The organism is Dankookia rubra (genome assembly GCF_004355005.1).
Lineage (GTDB): Bacteria > Pseudomonadota > Alphaproteobacteria > Acetobacterales > Acetobacteraceae > Paracraurococcus > Paracraurococcus ruber_A.
Genome location: NZ_SMSJ01000006.1, coordinates 187030 through 203360 on the forward strand (window position 1 = coordinate 187030; position 16331 = coordinate 203360).

The 16331-nt window shown below is 68.0% G+C and carries 15 protein-coding genes; 5 read left to right on the forward strand and 10 right to left on the reverse strand.

From position 1 onward, the window contains the following. Positions 1–55: 55 nt before the first annotated feature. From E2C06_RS07895 to E2C06_RS07920, 6 genes are all read right to left on the reverse strand, one after another. Entirely contained in the window at positions 56–1108 is a 1053-nt protein-coding gene (locus E2C06_RS07895) for a hypothetical protein (protein WP_133288043.1), read from the reverse strand. Positions 1109–1226: 118 nt separating this feature from the next. Next, the gene (locus E2C06_RS07900; RefSeq protein ID WP_133288044.1) at positions 1227–1730 is read right to left on the reverse strand and encodes a flavin reductase; all 504 of its coding nucleotides are present in this window, start codon (positions 1728–1730) and stop codon (positions 1227–1229) included. Between the two features lie 72 nt (positions 1731–1802). Further along, positions 1803–2054, reverse strand: coding sequence for a hypothetical protein (locus E2C06_RS07905; protein WP_133288045.1), 252 nt, complete (start codon positions 2052–2054; stop codon positions 1803–1805). A gap of 325 nt (positions 2055–2379) precedes the next feature. Beyond that, positions 2380–3843, reverse strand: a complete 1464-nt coding sequence (locus E2C06_RS07910) for an MFS transporter (RefSeq protein WP_133288046.1) — start codon at positions 3841–3843, stop codon at positions 2380–2382. 139 nt (positions 3844–3982) lie between these two features. After that, the gene (locus E2C06_RS07915) at positions 3983–4384 is read right to left on the reverse strand and encodes a hypothetical protein (RefSeq protein WP_133288047.1); all 402 of its coding nucleotides are present in this window, start codon (positions 4382–4384) and stop codon (positions 3983–3985) included. Next, the gene (locus E2C06_RS07920) at positions 4377–6314 is read right to left on the reverse strand and encodes an MFS transporter (protein WP_193560430.1); all 1938 of its coding nucleotides are present in this window, start codon (positions 6312–6314) and stop codon (positions 4377–4379) included. The genes E2C06_RS07915 and E2C06_RS07920 overlap by 8 nt, the downstream gene beginning before the upstream one ends. Positions 6315–6825: 511 nt before the next feature. Here E2C06_RS07920 and E2C06_RS07925 point away from each other — a divergent pair. After that, positions 6826–7527, forward strand: a complete 702-nt coding sequence (locus tag E2C06_RS07925; RefSeq protein ID WP_133288049.1) for a dienelactone hydrolase family protein — start codon at positions 6826–6828, stop codon at positions 7525–7527. A gap of 128 nt (positions 7528–7655) precedes the next feature. Here E2C06_RS07925 and E2C06_RS07930 read toward each other — a convergent pair whose 3' ends face one another. Continuing rightward, the gene (locus E2C06_RS07930) at positions 7656–8687 is read right to left on the reverse strand and encodes an amidohydrolase family protein (RefSeq protein WP_133288050.1); all 1032 of its coding nucleotides are present in this window, start codon (positions 8685–8687) and stop codon (positions 7656–7658) included. Positions 8688–8785: 98 nt separating this feature from the next. On the opposite strand from E2C06_RS07930, the gene E2C06_RS07935 reads away from it, so the two are divergent. Next, entirely contained in the window at positions 8786–9919 is a 1134-nt protein-coding gene (locus E2C06_RS07935) for a CaiB/BaiF CoA transferase family protein (protein ID WP_133288051.1), read from the forward strand. 109 nt (positions 9920–10028) lie between these two features. On the opposite strand, the gene E2C06_RS07940 is transcribed toward E2C06_RS07935, so the two are convergent. Further along, on the reverse strand, positions 10029–11348 hold the full coding sequence (locus E2C06_RS07940; RefSeq protein ID WP_133288052.1) for a putative bifunctional diguanylate cyclase/phosphodiesterase: 1320 nt from the start codon (positions 11346–11348) through the stop codon (positions 10029–10031). Positions 11349–11827: 479 nt separating this feature from the next. Then, the gene (locus E2C06_RS07945; RefSeq protein ID WP_133288053.1) at positions 11828–12640 is read right to left on the reverse strand and encodes a MauE/DoxX family redox-associated membrane protein; all 813 of its coding nucleotides are present in this window, start codon (positions 12638–12640) and stop codon (positions 11828–11830) included. 47 nt (positions 12641–12687) lie between these two features. On the opposite strand from E2C06_RS07945, the gene E2C06_RS07950 reads away from it, so the two are divergent. Further along, complete coding sequence (locus E2C06_RS07950; RefSeq protein ID WP_133288054.1) at positions 12688–13125, forward strand: MerR family transcriptional regulator; 438 nt, start codon at positions 12688–12690, stop codon at positions 13123–13125. 94 nt (positions 13126–13219) lie between these two features. On the opposite strand, the gene E2C06_RS07955 is transcribed toward E2C06_RS07950, so the two are convergent. Further along, positions 13220–14143 (reverse strand): LysR family transcriptional regulator, encoded by a 924-nt coding sequence (locus E2C06_RS07955; RefSeq protein ID WP_165982267.1) that lies wholly within the window; start codon positions 14141–14143, stop codon positions 13220–13222. A gap of 158 nt (positions 14144–14301) precedes the next feature. On the opposite strand from E2C06_RS07955, the gene E2C06_RS07960 reads away from it, so the two are divergent. Then, positions 14302–15072 carry an MBL fold metallo-hydrolase gene (locus E2C06_RS07960; protein WP_133288056.1) on the forward strand — a complete coding sequence of 257 codons (771 nt, stop codon included), beginning with the start codon at positions 14302–14304 and terminating at the stop codon, positions 15070–15072. A 25-nt stretch (positions 15073–15097) separates the two neighbouring features. Continuing rightward, a complete protein-coding gene (locus tag E2C06_RS07965; RefSeq protein WP_133288057.1) occupies positions 15098–16321 on the forward strand; it encodes an MFS transporter in 1224 nt (407 codons plus the stop codon). The last annotated feature ends 10 nt before the right edge of the window (positions 16322–16331 follow it).

Genomic DNA, 16331 nt, shown 5'->3' on the forward strand with positions numbered 1-16331 from the left:
AGGGCCTTCCCGGCGGGCGATCCAAAGCAACGCGCCGGACCTCCGGCATGCCGCGTCAGTCGGCCCAGACCTTGTCCTGCACCACGACATGGGCGGTGACGAAGCCCGTATTGTCGTCATAGGCGCCGGGGGCATCGTGGAAGCCGGTGCCGTCCACCACGCCGAGCACCAGGGTCCGCGCCGCATCCGGCGCCAGGAAGGCCTGGACATGGCCCGTCGCATCCAGCCCGTCGCCGATGAAGAAGGGCTGGTCGATGGCCGGTGCCAGGCTGCCGAAGACCTCGCCCAAGCTGGTGAAGTCCAGCGTGGCCGGGGCGATATGGCCCGCATCGTGCTCATGCCCGTCGAGGAAGACGCCGACCAGCATGCCGTTGCTGTGCGCCACCAGGCCGGCCAGGCCAGCGGTCGGGTTGATGGCGGTGCCGGCGCCGGCGTAGAGGTCCGAGCCGTCCGGCCCGGTCGCCATCATGCCATGCCCGAAGGAGAAGCCGCCGGCGACGTCGGAAATCGTCACCACCCGGCCGGTGCCGGTCCCGAGATCGACCGAGACCGGCGCGGTCGCACCCAGCCCGGAGACGGTCCCGGCAAAGTCGTAGAGCGCGTCGGTGGCGTGTACCGTCACGTCGGAGGCCGGCGGGTCGGCATGCGTTGCCTCCGGCAGGCTGAAGGAGGCGAGGTTGGTCACCACGCCGTCAAGCCGGATGAAGGCACGTTCCACGCCGACCAAGTCGAGGTGGAGGGTAGCATTGGTGAAATGCGCCGCCGGATCCTCGACGACGGTCGAGGTCACGAAGGTCTTCAGCGCCGACAAAGCCAGCCGCACGCTGGGCGTATACTGGTCGCCGTTCAGGGTAATATAGACCGAATCGGTTCCCGACCCGCCATCGATCTGGTCGTAGGCGAGCGGCGACAGGATCGCATGGATCTGGTCGTTGCCGGCGCCGGCGAAGACCTCGTTGTGGCCGAAGTTGCCGGCGATGCGGTCGGCAACCGCGCCGCCGACCAGACGGTCATCACCGGTCGAGCCGCGCAATACGACCGGCGTCATATGGGCAGAGGCATCGAGCGTGCTGCCGGCGGCAGTGGCATGGAGGACGATTTCAGTCATTGATCGGCGCAATTCATCCGGGTCCACGCGTGCTGCATTGCACGCGGTTCAATCGGACGCATACAAAATACCGATCAGAAGCAACTTTTTCGTGAGGATCTGTCGCGCACAACGCGGATCAGCCAGCAGATATCATGCCTAATGGGTGATAGTCGCGGCCGTAATAGATCAACCCGTGATCCGCATCGCTGCCCTGCCGGATCGTCTGCACCTCGGCGAAGACGACCAGGTGGGTGCCCTTCTCAATGATCTCGGTCACCCGGCAATCGAAGGCCGCCACCGCGCCTTCCAGCATGGGATTGCCGGTCTCGGCGGTCGCCCAGGTCCCGGCGAGGAAGCGCTCCTCCATCGGGCATTTCGTCACCCCGGCGAAGACCTTCGCGGTATCTTTCTGTGCCGCCGCCACGACGTTGACGCAGACCGTTCCGTTCGCCTTCAGCACCGGGGCCGCCGTCGCGCCACGGTTCATGCAGACGAGCAGGGTCGGCGGCTCGTCCGTCACGCTGCAGACGGCGCTGGCGGTGAAGCCGCCGCGCCCGGCTGGCCCGCCGGTGGTGATGATGTTCACTGCGGCGCCCAGCCGGGCCATGGCGTCGCGGAATTCCTGGCGGGTGACGGTCATCGTGGATGCGGCCCTGCTGCTTGGCGTCAGTAAAGCATGGGCCGCGGGAATGGGCACCCGGGGGCGCCCCGGTCACCGGGCTGCGGCAGGCTCCGCGCAGCCGCCGCCATGCGGCCGCAACCGCTGCACCCAGCAGCTGGCACTGGCAGATTCGGCCGCGAGCCGGGCGAGGGCGACATCGACCGGCGGGAGCATCATCTCGGCGGGGGAGAAGGAGAACAGCGCTTCCCGCGGGATTCCGCGCGAGGCGCCGTCCTCCGACAGCAGCTTGGTCGGCATCGGCATGGCAAGAACTACCAGGGCGAGCATGGCCCAGCGGTGCATTCTGTGATTGCCGCCCTGGGTGACAGGCATCTCCGGTGCAATGCTGTCGGCAGCGGATACGGAACGGTCATATCCGCTCCAGGATTCACCCCATTCCGTGTCATAGAGAGCGTTGTGCATCTCGGACGGTCTCCGGTACAGAAGTTGGCAACCGAAGGTTGTTAAGCTAGTTATAAGACTCTCTTCGCGAGTTGCAATCCACCTTTGGAGCCTGGTTCGCGCGAGTGATCTCCTGCCTTGATAAACACTGCGGGTGTCGCCGGGGCGCCTACATCCTGTACGGCCGCGTCGGGCCGGCGGTCTCACCTGCCGTCAGGGGCGCTGTTCAGCGTCCTGCCGGCCGCTCGGCCGACAAAGGCGCCGAGACATCCTCCAGCGACCGGCCCTCGGCGGCGAAGCCCAGCCGCCATTCGGTCGCCGCCGCCACCAGCATAAGCGCCGCCGCCGCCAGGTAGCCCCACATGATGTGGCTGCGATCGCCGCTCTCGATCAGCCAGCCGAACAGCGTCGGGCCGACCACCCCGCCGACCGCGGTGCCGATCGCATAGAACAGCGCGATCGCCATCGCCCGCATCTCGAGCGGAAAGCTCTCGCCGACCGTCAGGTAGGCGGCCGAGGCCGCGGCCGAGGCGAAGAAGAAGATCACCGTCCAGGCCGCCGTCTGCTCCCAGGCTGTCAGCCAGCCGGCGGCGAAGGCAAGCCCCGTCCCGGCCATCAGCAGGCCCGACAGCGCATAGGTGCCGGTGATCATCGGCTTGCGGCCGATGGTGTCGAAGAACCGCCCCAGCAGCAGCGGCCCGGCCAGGTTGCCGAGCGCAAAGGGCAGCATGAACCAACCGATATGGTGCGCCGGGATGCCGTAGAATTTGGTCAGCACCAGCGCATAGGTGAAGAAGACCGCGTTGTAGAAAAAAGCCTGGCAGGACATCAGCACCAGGCCGAGCACCGCACGGTCCCGATGGGTGCCGAACATGGTCGCCCAGATGTCGCCGAGCGAGGCGGCGCCACGCTTGTGCAGCACGACATTGCCGTAGGAGGGTGGCGGCAGCGGGCCGCTGGAGGCCGCCACGTCGCGCTCGATCTCGCCGACGATCCGTCCGGCCTCCTCCGGCTTGCCGTGCAGCATGAGCCAGCGCGGGCTTTCCGGCAGGTGCCGCCGCAGCAGCAGCACGACCAGCGACAGCGCCCCGCCCACCACGAAGGCGCCGCGCCAGCCGATCTCGGGGTCGATGATCGCGGGGTCGAGCACCACCAGCGCGACCACGGCGCCGATCGCTGCCCCGCCCCAGAAGGTGCCGTTGACGCAGAGATCGGTGGTGCCGCGGTAGCGGGCTGGGATGAGTTCCTGGATCGCCGAGTTCACAGCGGCGTATTCGCCGCCGATGCCGGCCCCGGTCAGCGCCCGGAACAGCGCGAAGGACCAGAAGTCCCAGGCGAAGCCGGTGGCGACGCTGGACAGCATGTAGACGATGAGGGTGATGAAGAAGAGCCGCCGCCGGCCGATCCGGTCGGCCAGGTAGCCGAAGCCGAGCGCCCCGGCGACGGCGCCGATCAGGTAGGCCGAGGCGGTCAGGCCGATCTGGGTCGAGGTCAGCGCCAGGCTCGGGCTCTGGTGGATGGCGCCGGCCAGGCTGCCGACCAGCGTCACCTCCAGCCCGTCGAGCACCCAGGTAATGCCTAGCGCGACGACGACGCGCCAGTGAAAGCCGCTCCAGGGCAGCCGGTCGAGCCGCGCGGGCACATCGGTCTCGAAGCGGTCACCCGTGGTCGGGCCCGGCGTGTCGCGCATGGGGCGTTCTCCTCAGGGAGGAAAGTTTTGGGCCGCAGGATGGTTGCACCCCGGCGGGAGTGCAGGGGGCCTGTCAGGCTTTCCTGATCGTTGCCAAAGCCTCGGCTACTCGCCGACCGGCGCCGCAGGAACTGGACACCTAATCGCGTCTGTCCATGCTTGGTCCGGAAGAAGAATTCGATCGCGGAAATAGCTGGCTCTCAATGTAGGCCAAGCGGATGTAGATCGGATTCATGCGGTCCGCGACCGTATTAGCTGCCGCCAACTGCGCCTCCGAGTGGGCTTGCGCGACAACAACCCGTTCAAGCCCCTCCACGTGCTTCTCAAGCTTCAGCAAGCCATCCTCGAGCGTGCGGACACGGGTCTCCAAGCGGTCGGCTACCTTGGAAAGGTTCGCTTCGATTTTCCCCATCCGCTCGATCAAGTTGAGCAAGTCAACGAAGCGGCCGATGCCCCACTTCACCAAACGAACCCGCTTGCCGGGACCGGATCCGTCGCTTTCCTCTGGAGAGCCAGGCGGAATGGCAGCGGGCTCAGCCAAGACGCTGCACCAGCGCCGCGACTCGGGCCTCGGTCTCGCTGGACCGGCGCAGGATGGCATCGAGTTGCCGGTCAAGTTCTGCAAGGCCCGGCTTGCCCGGCGGATCGGCGATCGGCGGCAAAGGATCACCGAGCAGCACGGCGACGCGTACTTCAGTCTCACTGGAACTTAAAAGCATCGCATCGATCCGTTGATCGAGCTCGGCGAAGCTTGGCTCGACATTCGGCCGATCGACCCTCAGGTCGTTCCGTCGCAGGAGATCGTCCGGCTTGTTGTTCAACTCGTCCAGCGTGGGCCCCTTTGGGATTGATGCTGACGTTTCACCCCGGCCGATATTTTGCCAAGAAGGAGAGGCAGGCCGGCGTGGGCCATCGACCTGTGTCACCGATCCAGGCCACTGACCTTGCCGTGCGACGGCCGTTCGCGGCAGTGCCCCGCCATTCGGCATGGCCGGAACGGGATCGAAACCCTGAACAACCGCCGCAAGCGGCTTTGCGACCTCCTCCAACGGACGCCCCTCGGCATCGAAGCCTAGCAGCCATTCGGTCGCGGCGGCTACAAGCATCAGCCCGCCCGCCGCGAGATAACCCAGCATGATGCCGCTGCGGCTCTCACCCCCGATGAGCCAGCCATAAAGGGCGGGCCCGCCGGCGCCCAGCGCCATGCCGATCGCGTAGAACAGCGCGATCGCCGTGGCCCGCATCTCCAGCGGAAAGCTTTCCCCGACCGTCAGGTATGCTGCTGAGGCAGCGGCCGATGCGAAGAAGAAGATGACCGCCCAAGCCGCCGTCTGCTCGAGAACGGAGAACCACTCATAGGCAAATGCGATGCTGGTCCAGATCGTCAGGAGGCCGGTCAAGCCGTAGGTCATGACGATCATTGGCTTTCTCCCGACCGTATCAAAGAAACGACCGAGGAAAAACGGTCCCGACAGATTGCCGAGTGCGAAGGCCAACATGTACCAGCCGACCGAATGGGCCTGAACGCCGTAGAATTTGGTAAGCACCATCGCGTAGGTGAAGAAGAAGGCGTTGTAGAAGAAGGCTTGGCACGACATGAGTACGAAGCCGAGCTTGGCGCGGTCCCGGTGTGTGCCGCGCATCGTGTCCCAGACCTCCCGCAGGGAAGCGCCGCCTCGGCGGTACAGCAGGAGCTTGTTGCTGGAAGGCGTCGGCAAAGGGCCGCGGACGCGGATGATGTCCCGCTCTATCGCGCTGACAATCCGCTCAGCTTCCTCCGGCCTGCCGCGCAGCATCAGCCAACGCGGGCTTTCCGGCAGATAGCGCCGCAGGCAGAGGACCACGAGGCACAGCAATCCGCCCGCCACGAAGGCGACGCGCCAACCCTCTTGCAGGCTGGTTTCAGGGTTCAGCACCAGCAGGGAGATGACCGCGCCCATGGCGGCGCCACCCCAGAATGTCCCGTTGACGTAGAGATCGGTTCTGCCTCGCAGCTGGGCTGGAACGAGTTCCTGGATGGCCGAGTTCACCGCAGCGTATTCACCGCCGATGCCGGCACCGATCATCGCGCGGAACAAAGCGAGGGACCAGAAGTCCCAGGCAAAGCCTGTAGCGATCGTCCCCGCCATGTAGACCAGGAGCGTGACGAAGAAGAGGCGCTGCCGGCCCACGTGATCCGCCAGCCAGCCGAAGCCGAGCGCGCCAAGCCCTGCACACGCGACATAGGCGGAACCGATCCAACCCATCTGGGTGTTGCTCAGGTCAAGGGACCGCGGATCCTGAATGGCACTGGCCAGGCTGCCGACGAGCGTCACCTCCAGCCCGTTCAGGACCCATGCGACGCCCAGGGCCAGGACGACACGCCAGTGAAAGCGGCTCCAGGGCAGGCGGTCGAGCCGCGCTGGAACGTCGGTCTCAAAGCGGGATTCCGTAGCGGTAGCGGCCGATGGACCGTTGTCAGAAGATCGCACTGTTTCACCATGCGCTATCGCTGAAAGTGGAAGTCCTGAAAGTACCGGATCGTTCCATTATTTTAGATTTCTTTGAAAACGATAATGTCTCTGATCGCGTCAGCTTCCGAATCAGAATACTTCATTTTGTCGATGGCTTGTCCATATACATGAATGTGAAAAGTCAGTAATATTTGTAATTAATACGGTTACTTTTTTGATTTAGTGGACTAGAACAGTCTCAAAACCAAAAACAATGCCAGTTTCATTGATGCGGCCTGATGTTCGTTGAGGGTGGCCAAGCACGGTTACGGGCAAGCGCCATCCCCCTCGGCATCGGAGGCGCACGGCAGCCTCGAAGAGGCGGCACGTGGAATTCCTTGCCGATCATGGTCGTGATCGTGCTCCGCCGGCGAGGCAGGCCGGCGCGCCTGCAGCGTGGCCCGGCCAATCGGACATGGCAGAGGAGGCGTGGCAAGCCGCGGCGGCGGTGGTTAGATGCCGCGCATCATGCGTGGATGAGGAGGGGACGATGCCCGAGATCGAGATCGCCGCGGCCGATGGCAGCGGCAAATTCGCCGCCTATGTCGCCATGCCGAAGGGCAGGCCCGCCGGCGCGGTGGTGATGATCCAGGAGATCTTCGGCGTGAACGCCACCATGCGGCAGCTCTCCGACTGGGCGGCCGAGATGGGCTTCATCGCCATCAGCCCCGACCTGTTCTGGCGGCAGGAGAAGGGCGTCCAGCTCGACCCCGATGCCGGCCAGGCGCAGTGGGACAAGGCCTTCAAGCTCATGCAGGGCATGGATCAGGACAAGGCGGTCGAGGATCTGAGGTCCACCATCGCCCATGCCCGCAGGATGGAGGGCGCCAACGGCAAGGTTGCGACCATGGGCTTCTGCCTCGGCGGGCGACTGGCCTTCATGACCGCGGCGCGCACCGATGCAGATGCCAATGTGAGCTACTACGGGGTCGGCATCGAGGGGCTGCTGGGCGAGGCCGGCGCCATCAAGGCACCGCTGATCCTGCACATCGCCGAGAAGGACAAGTTCGTGCCACCCGAGGCGCAGGCGAAGATCCTGGAAGGGCTGAAGGGCCACGCCCAGGCCAGCGTCTACGTCTATCCCGGCGTCGACCACGCCTTCGCCCGCATGGGCGGGCATTCCTGGGATGCCCGTGCGGCGACGATCGCCAATGGGCGGACGGCGGAGCTGCTGGCCAAGGTGCTCGGCTGAGACGGGCAGGGGCGGCGCAGGCCGCCCCAATGCGCTGGACCGCGACCGCCTGACCGTGCCATGGCGGTCCGGCTCTGTTTGCACCGGCGATTCACGCCCCGGGTGTTTCCACCCAGGGCGGTCGCGGGCTATCCCAGCCGGTAGAACCGGCTCGCCGTGCCGCTGAACAGCGCGGTGCGCTCGGCGGCCGAGGCGCCCGCCGCCAGCTTCTTGCAGGCGTTCCAGAAGACGCCGTAGCTATAGCTGCCCTTGTCGACGGGAAAGTTGCTCTCGAACATGCAGCGGTCGGCGCCGAACAGGCCGATCGTGGCGTCGATCCAGAGCTTCCATGCGGCGGCTAGCGCGTCGGAGGAAGGCGGCTCGGCCTGCTCCTCGAAGCCCATGCCATTGATGCGCATCCCGAGGCCGCCGAGCTTAACGCAGACATTCGGGCAGGTGGCGAGCTCGGCCATGGCGGCTCGCCAGGACCGGAACACCTCCTCCTTCTGGCCGGCATAGCCGCGGATGCCGAGCGGCCCGCCGACATGGTCGAGCACGATCGGCGTCTCCGGGAAGGCCCGCGCCAAGGCGGTCAGGTCGGGGATCTGCGGGTGGTAGAGCCAAGCATCGAAGCTGAGTCCGAGCGGGGCGAGCTGCGCGAAGCCGGCGCGGAAGTCGTCGCGGAACAGGATGTCCTGCGGCGGTGTATAGGCCGGGTTCATGATCGCCGGGTCGGGGTCCCAGGCGGTGATGTGGCGGATGCCGCGGAAGCGGCCGCCGCCGACCTGGATATGGGCCTGCAGCACATCCTTCGCCTCGGCGCCGATCTGCAGGTTCACATGGCCGACGATGCCCTCGCAGACCCGGGTCGGGCCATAGCCGCCGGAGGCGCTCATCGCCGCGACGCCGTTGACGAACTCGGTCTCGCCGACCGGCCTGTAAGCTTCCGGACCGCCGGCGCGATGCATGGCGCGGCACTGCACGAAGACGGTCGAGACGATGTTGTGGCCCTGGTTGGTGTCGGCCAGCAGGTCCGGCAGCAGGTAGCGCCAGTCCGGCCGGTCCCAGAGGTGGTGGTGCGGATCCACGATCGGCAGCGCCGGATCCAGCGCCTCCTCGGTGCGGCGGGCCAGCCAGTCCTCGCGGACCGGGACATAATGCTGGAAGGCGGTGCTGCTCATACGGGCGGTTCCCCAGGACGTTTCCCGCCGGAAGCTTACCCCTCTCGCCACCCCATGCCAGCCGCCCCTATCCTGGCCGCCAAAGCATGGAGGACGCGATGGGCCTGCCCTTGGATGGCGTGCGGGTGATTGAGGTGGGCCAGGCACTGGCCGGGCCGTTGGCCGGGGTAATTCTGGCCGACATGGGCGCCGAGGTGATCAAGATCGAGAAGCCGGACGGCGGCGACGATGCCCGCATCTGGGGCCCGCCCTTCGGGCCGGATGGCGAGACCAGCCTTTATTTCTACAGCCAGAACCGCAACAAGAAGAGCGTGGTGCTGGACCTGAAGGAGGCCAAGGACATCGAGGCGCTGCACCGGCTCTGCGAGACGGCCGACATCCTGATCCAGAACCTCCGCCCCGGCGTGGTGGACGAGATCGGCATCGGGCCGGAGGCGATGCTCGAGCGGCATCCGCGGTTGGTCTACTGCTCGATCTGGGCTTTCGGCTACCAGGGGCCGATGCGGCTGAACCCCGGCTTCGACCCGCTGCTGCAGGCCTATGGCGGCATGATGAGCATGACCGGGCGGCCGGACGATCCGCCGACCTTCTGCGGCGCCTCGATCAACGACAAGGCGACGGGGCTGTTCTGCGTCATCGGCGCGCTGGCCGCGCTGCGGCAGCGCGACCGCACCGGCCGCGGTTGCCTGGTGGACACCTCGCTGTTCGAGACCTCGGTCTTCTGGGTGGAGGGGCAGGTGAACCAGCACCTCGCGACCGGCGAGGTGCCGAAGCGCCATGGCACCGGCGCCGCCGTTATCGTTCCCTACCAAGTCTTCGAGACCGCCGACCGCCCGCTCTGCCTCGCCGCCGGCAATGATCGGCTGTGGGCCCGCTGCGCCAGGGTGCTGGGCCATCCGGAATGGGCGACGGACGAGCGCTTCGCGAAAAGCCGGCAGCGTGTCGCGCATCGCGCCGTGCTGGTGCCGCTGATCGCCGAGGTGCTGCGCGGCAACACGCGGGCGCACTGGATCGCGGGACTCGAGGCGGTCCGGGTGCCCTGCGCGCCGGTGAACGATATCGGCGAGGTGGCGGCGAGCGAGCAATTCGCCGCGGTGGACATCGTGCAGACCCTGCCCGAGAGCGGCGTCCGGGTGGTCGGCCTGCCGATCAACTTCGACCGGACGCGGCCGTGGTCGGTAACCTCGGCGCCGAAGCTCGGCGAGCACACGGAGACGATCCTGAAGCGGTAGAGTGGATCGTGGGCGGGTGTGAACGCCCGGACGTGCAAACCCGCTCCGCCAAAGCCGCGCTGCTGCGGTCTGCGTTCGTTTCCGGATGCAAACTGCTGCAGCGGCCCGGTCAGGCCGCCGCCTTCGACGGCACCAGCCCGCTGCCCTGGGCCAGTGCCGAAGCCTGATCCGCCGGCACCGGCCGGCCGAGCAGGAAGCCCTGCGCCTCGTCGCAGCCGACGCCGGACAGGGCGGCGAGTTGTTCCTCCGTCTCCACCCCCTCCGCGGTGATGCGGAGGTCGAGGCTGTGGCCGAGGCCGACGATGGACTCGATGATCGCCGCCGCCTTGCCGTCCCGCCGTACCTCCCGCACGAAGGCGCGGTCGATCTTCAGCGTGTCGAAGCGGAAGCGCCAAAGATAGGCCAGGCTGGAATAGCCGCTGCCGAAATCGTCGAGCGCGATGCCGACGCCGAGCCCGTGCAATTGCTCCAGCATGCCCAGCACGGCGTCGGTGTGTTCAAGCAGCAACCCCTCGGTGATCTCAAGCGTCAGGCGACGCGGCGCCAAGCCGCTTTCCTGCAGCGCGGCGCGGACCGCGCCCAGCACCTCCCCCCGGCGGAACTGCACCGGGGAGAGGTTGACCGCGACGCCGATCGGGTCCGGCCAGCGCGCGGCTTCGCGGCAGGCGATGCGCAGCGCCCAGGCACCGACCGGCAGGATCAGCCCGGTCTCTTCCAGCAAGGGGACGAATTCGGTGGGGGAGACCGGACCGCGTTCCGGGTGGCTCCAGCGCAGCAGCGCCTCGAAGCCCAGCAGGCGGCGGGTCCGGACCTCGAAGACCGGCTGGTAGTGAAGCTGGAATTCCTCGGCCGCCGCCGCCTGGCGGAAGGCGCCTTCGAGCGCGTGGCGGGCGGTCAGGGCGGAGTCCATGCCGGGCTCGAAGAAGCGGGCGGTGCCCTGGCCTTCGGCCCGAGCGCGGCGCAGCGCCATGCCGGCCTGCGCCAGCACGTCGTCCACATGCAGGCCGGGGGCGGCCACGGCGATTCCGGCGACGGCGCCGCAGATCAGCGGGCGGCCGTCCAGCGCGTAAGGACGCGAGAGTTCCCGTACCAAGCGGCCGGCGAAGCGGGCGGCAGCTTCCGGCTGGGTGCCGACCCGTTGGAGAATGGCGAAATCGGCCTTGCCGGTGCGGGCGACCAGGTCGTCCGCGCGCGCCGTGGCGACCAGCCGGGCGGCGGCTTGGCGCAGCAGGGCATCCCCGCCTTCCGGCCCCAGCGTGTCGCGGATGGCGGCAAAGCCGTCCAGTTCCAGGGTGATGACGGCGGGCGGGCGATCCTGCCTTGCCCCGGCCAGTGTCGCCATCAGCGCCGCACGAAAGACCGGGGCATCGGCCAGTCCGGTCAGCGGGTCGGTCACCGTCGCCAGGGGGGCACGGCGCAGCAACGGCAAGGCAAGCAGCCCAGCCAAGCCGAGCAGGGGAAGGGCGAGGGCGGTTGGCAGGCCCGGCGCGGCACCGGCGAGACCGAATCCGCCCGGCAGTCCTAGCCCCAGCCCGCGAGTGCCGCCGCCCAAAGCAAGCGGGCGGCGCGGCGCGGCGGGGCCGTCAGCGGATGGGCGGAGGTCCAGGGCATGGAGCAGCTTCCCGTTACGATGGCGGGAATATCCAGGCGACTGGTTGAGAAAGGCCTAGCAGGAGGGGAATGGTGCCCAGGGGCGGAATCGAACCACCGACACTGCGATTTTCAGTTGGGAGATCCCGGGCGTAAGCTGTTGAACACAACGGACTGCGCCAGCACTGCGCTAGAATTGTGCTAGGCGGGCGCAAGCCGCTGATGCCGTGCTCGCGATGTTCAAGCCCGGATTTCACAAGGCCCAGGTGAAGGCCACCTGAGCACTCCCTGATTCACACCAGGGTCCTGAGCGCCAGGTTACATCGCGTGGCCGCCGCCGACCGGCAGGCCGATCGCGGCGAGCGCCATCCACACCGCCATGGCGACCATCATCAGGTTCTCGGTCAGAGAGACGAACCCGAGGGGGACGTTGCTCGAGCCGCCGACGCAGGCGCACCTGAGCTCGCGCCGGTCGATGTAGACGGCCTTGAACACCGAGACGACACCCACCGTCCCGATGAAGAGAGCGGTCGGCACCGACAGCCAGGTGAGCGCGCCCGCGACCATCAGCACGCCCGCCAGTCCTTCGGCAAAGGGGTAGATGTAGGAGTAGGGCACCCACCGCTTGGCCAGCAGGTCGTAGTTCAGGAACATGGTGGCGAAGCCCTCGACGTTCTGGAGCTTCAGCAGCGCCAGCACCACCATCGAGAAGCCGATGAACCACTCCGCCGCGCGGAGGGTGAAGGCGCTCCCCGTCACGGCATGGCTTGCCGCCATCGCCATCAGGGCGGTCATGGCGAACAGCGCGACCACCGGGCGGTAGCTCGTCGCCTTCGGGTCCGCCACGGGCTTGCCGAGGAAGCGGCGCAGGTCGTCGTGGCCGCCGATGCGCTCGCCCCCGATGAAGACCTGGGGCGTCGTTGCGACCCCATGTTCCGCCTTGAAGGCGTCGGTCTGCTCGCGCGTGGTGAGGTGTTGATCCTCGACCTCGTAGCCGGAGCGCTCCAGCAGGTCCTTGGCCTTGAGGCCGTAGGGGCAGGTGTGGTGCGGCATCACCATGCGGTGGATGACCGCCTTCTTTTCCGCCGCGGGGCGGCTCGGTGTCGGTGAGAGGAGGGTTGTGGCCGACATGTTCGGTTTCCTTGAAATCCGGTCGGCACGAATATAGGTCCCGTACCATGGTACGGAGTCAAGGGACCAAATCACTCCCCGGCGCCGAACTCGCCGCTGCCGGGCCGCTCACCATCGGCGCGCTGGCCGCCGCCGGTGGCGTAGGGGTTGAAACGATCCGTTTCTACCAACGCAGGGGTCTGCTCGGGACGCCGACGCGCGAGGGTGGAATCCGGCACTACGGCCAGGAGGACGTGCGTCGCCTGCGGTTCATCAGGCAGGCGCAGGCGGCGGGCTTCACGCTGGAGGAGATCAGGGAGCTCCTGGACCTGGACGCCGGCGAGGACCGCAGCCGTGCCCGCGAGCTTGCGAGGGCCCGCGTCGGAGCCCTCGACGCCAAGATCGCCGAGCTCCAGCGCGCCCGCGATGCCCTCCGTCGCTTGGCGAGCGAGTGTGCCGAAGGAAGCACCGGGCCATGTCCGATCCTGACGTCCTTCGATGTTTGATGCGCGAAAGCGTCCTTGCCGGCGGTCAAGGCCCGACGGGAAGTCGGCTTTAAGGAGAGGGTCTAACCCGAAGTAGACGACCCCGGGCGGGAAGCTACGCCGGATCGAACGGAAACCCGGTGGGCACCAGCGCCGCGCGGCTGGCGGCGACCACCTCGTCCACGAAGGCCACCGCCGCCCGCACCCGCGGGCTACGCCGCAGATCCTCGTGGTAGAGCAGCCAGAGCGGCATAGCCGGCATGGCGCGCGGCGCGGGCACGCGCCGCAGCGCCGGATCACCCTCCCCCGTGAGGCATGGCAGCACGGCGCAGCCGAGGCGCGCGCGCGCCGCCGCCAGCAGCGCCTGCATCGTGTTCGAGCGCAACGCCATCCGCTCCGGCGGCACCAGGTCCACGAGGTAGCGCTGGAGCGACGTGCCGCCCGCCGGCTCCTCGTAGGCCAGGAACGACTGCGCCTCGAACGGCCGCGGGTCCGAGGCGGCCGCGTAGCAGGCGAAGGCGATCTCTCCCAGCCGCCGCGCGACCAGCCCCGGCAGATCCGGGCGCGACAGCCGCACCGCGAGGTCCGCCTCCCGCCGCGAGAGGTCGAGGCTGCGGTCGTCGCCCACCAGCTCCAGCCGCAGCCCAGGATACGCGCCCAGCAGGCCGCCGAGCGCCGGGGCGAAGAGCGAGGCGGCGAGGGTCGGCGTCGTCGTCAGCCGCACCGGTCCGGTCAGCCCGGCAGCCGCCGCACCGTCCAGCCGCCGCAGCAGGCCGGTCACCTCCTCCTCCATCCGCTCCGCTGGGGCCAGCACCTCCTCGCCGAGCGGGGTCGCGGCGAAGCCCTCCGGCCCGCGCTCGAACAGCGGGGCACCGAGGTCGCGCTCGAAGCCGTCCAGCCGCCGCGCGATGGTGGTGTGATCGACCCCGAGCGCCCGGGCTGCGGCGGAGAGCGTCCCGCCACGGTGCAGGGCTAGCACCACCCGTAGCCGATCCCAGTCGGCCAGCGCCCGCTCGGCCGTGTGTTTTCGCGCAGCCATTGTGCAATTTGGCGCATCGACCGTGCGGAAGTCCACGGCCATTCTCGCGGCCTGACCCCACGGGGCGGGCTGGCTCTCGGCGCACCGACCCATTGCGCGGTGCCGTGCGCCGCCTGCGCCCCATACCAGAACCCAATGACGCCCGAGGAGGCATGTCCATGAGGATCACACAGGTCCGGAACGCGACGTTGGTCGTCGACTACGCGGGGAAGAAGTTCCTGATCGACCCGATGCTGGGAGCCAAGGGGAGTTACCCCCCATTCGCGGGCACCCCCAACGGCCACCTGTCCAATCCCCTGGTGGACCTGCCTGCCCCGATCGGCGAGATCATCGATGTCGATGCGGTGATCGTGACCCACACCCACCTGGATCACTGGGATGACACCGCCAAGGCTTCCCTGCCCAAGGGCCTGCCGCTCTTCGCGCAGAACGAGAAGGACGCGACCGCCATCCGGGCGGCCGGGTTCACCGATGTCCGGGTCCTGTCGGCGGAGACCGGTTTCGGCGGCGTCACCCTCGCCAAGACCCCTGGCCAGCACGGCAGCGACGAGGCCATGGAGAAGATCGGCGACAGACTGGGGACGGTCTGCGGGATGGTCTTCCGGCATCCCGGCGAGAAGACCCTGTATCTCGCCGGGGATACTGTCTGGAATCGGCACGTCGAGGAGAGCCTCGGGAAGCACGCGCCCGAAGTCGTCGTCCTGAACTGCGGTGACGCCCAGATCGTCGGCCTCGGCTCCATCATCATGGGCAAGCAGGACGTCCTCGAGGTCCACAGGGCAGCGCCCGGTGCCACCATCGTGGCCAGCCACATGGAGGCCGTGAACCACGGCATGCTGTCCCGGAAGGAGCTGCGGGAGTTCCTCGAGGAGAAGGGCATGGCGGGCCGCGTCCTGGTGCCCGAGGACGGCGAGACCCTTCGGTTGTGAGAGCATGGGCACGAAACAGCCGCGGATGAATGAGCCTGTGCAGGCCATCGATCCAGGACCGGCGACGGCGTTCCCGTTTGAACGGGGCAACGTCGCCCGGCTTGCAGTTGCCCAGGCCCTGGCCGGGGCCAATGCCACCGTCATCTTCGCCACCGGAGCAGTGGTCGGCAACACGCTCGCCCCGGACAAGGTCTTCGCCACCCTGCCGGTGACGGTGTTCGTCATCGGCACGGCGGCGACCACCCTGCCGGCCGGGGCGCTGGCGCAGCGGTTCGGCCGTGGGGCGGTGTTCATGCTCGGGACGGGGTGCGGCGTCCTCGTGGGCCTGCTTGCCTCCTGGGCGGTGCTGCTCGGCTCGTTCTGGCTATACTGCGTCGCCGCCTTCTTCGGCGGCGCCTACATGGCCGTCACCGCTACTTTCCGCTTCGCCGCCGCGGACTGCGTTCCGGCCGACCGCCGCGCCCGCGCCCTCTCCTTCGTCATGGCCGGGGGATTGTTCGCAGGCATCATCGGGGCACAGCTCGTCACCTACACGATGGACCTCTGGCCGCCCCACCTGTTCGCGGCGACCTACCTCGCCCAGGCAGCGGTCGCGGTCCTCGCCGGGCTCGTCCTGTCCGGCGTCCGCCTTCCCGCACCGACGAGGCGAGAGGGCCGGGCCGGCCGGCCGCTCGGGGTGCTCGTCCGCCAGCCCCGCCTTATCGCCGCCGTCACGGCGGGAGTCGTCTCCTACTTCATCATGAACTGGCTGATGACCTCCGCGCCGCTCGCCATGCGGCTCTGCGGGTTGTCGCAGGCCGACGCGAATCTCGGGATCCAGTGGCACGTGCTGGCCATGTACGGCCCGTCCTTCGTCGCCGGGTGGATTATCTCGCGCATCGGCGCCCCGCAGGTGGTGGCCGCCGGTCTGGCCATCTCCGCATGTGCCGCACTGGTCGGCCTCTCCGGGGTGGCCGTCTGGCAGTTCTGGGCGTCGTTGGTCCTGCTCGGCTTCGGGTGGAATTTCGGCTTCGTCGGGGCGTCCGCGATGATCCTTGACTGCTACCGGCCGGAGGAGAGGACACGGGTCCAGAGCATGAACGACTTCGCCGTGTTCGGCTCGATGGTGGTCGGGTCGCTCCTGTCCGGGGGCCTCCTGAACAGCTACGGATGGGAGGTGGTCTGCCTGATCTCCTTCGTGCCGCTGCTGCTCGCGGCGCTTACCCTGTGGGCCACCGGCGCGCTTCGGTTGCGTCCCGTGGTCTCCTAGCCTTGCCCCG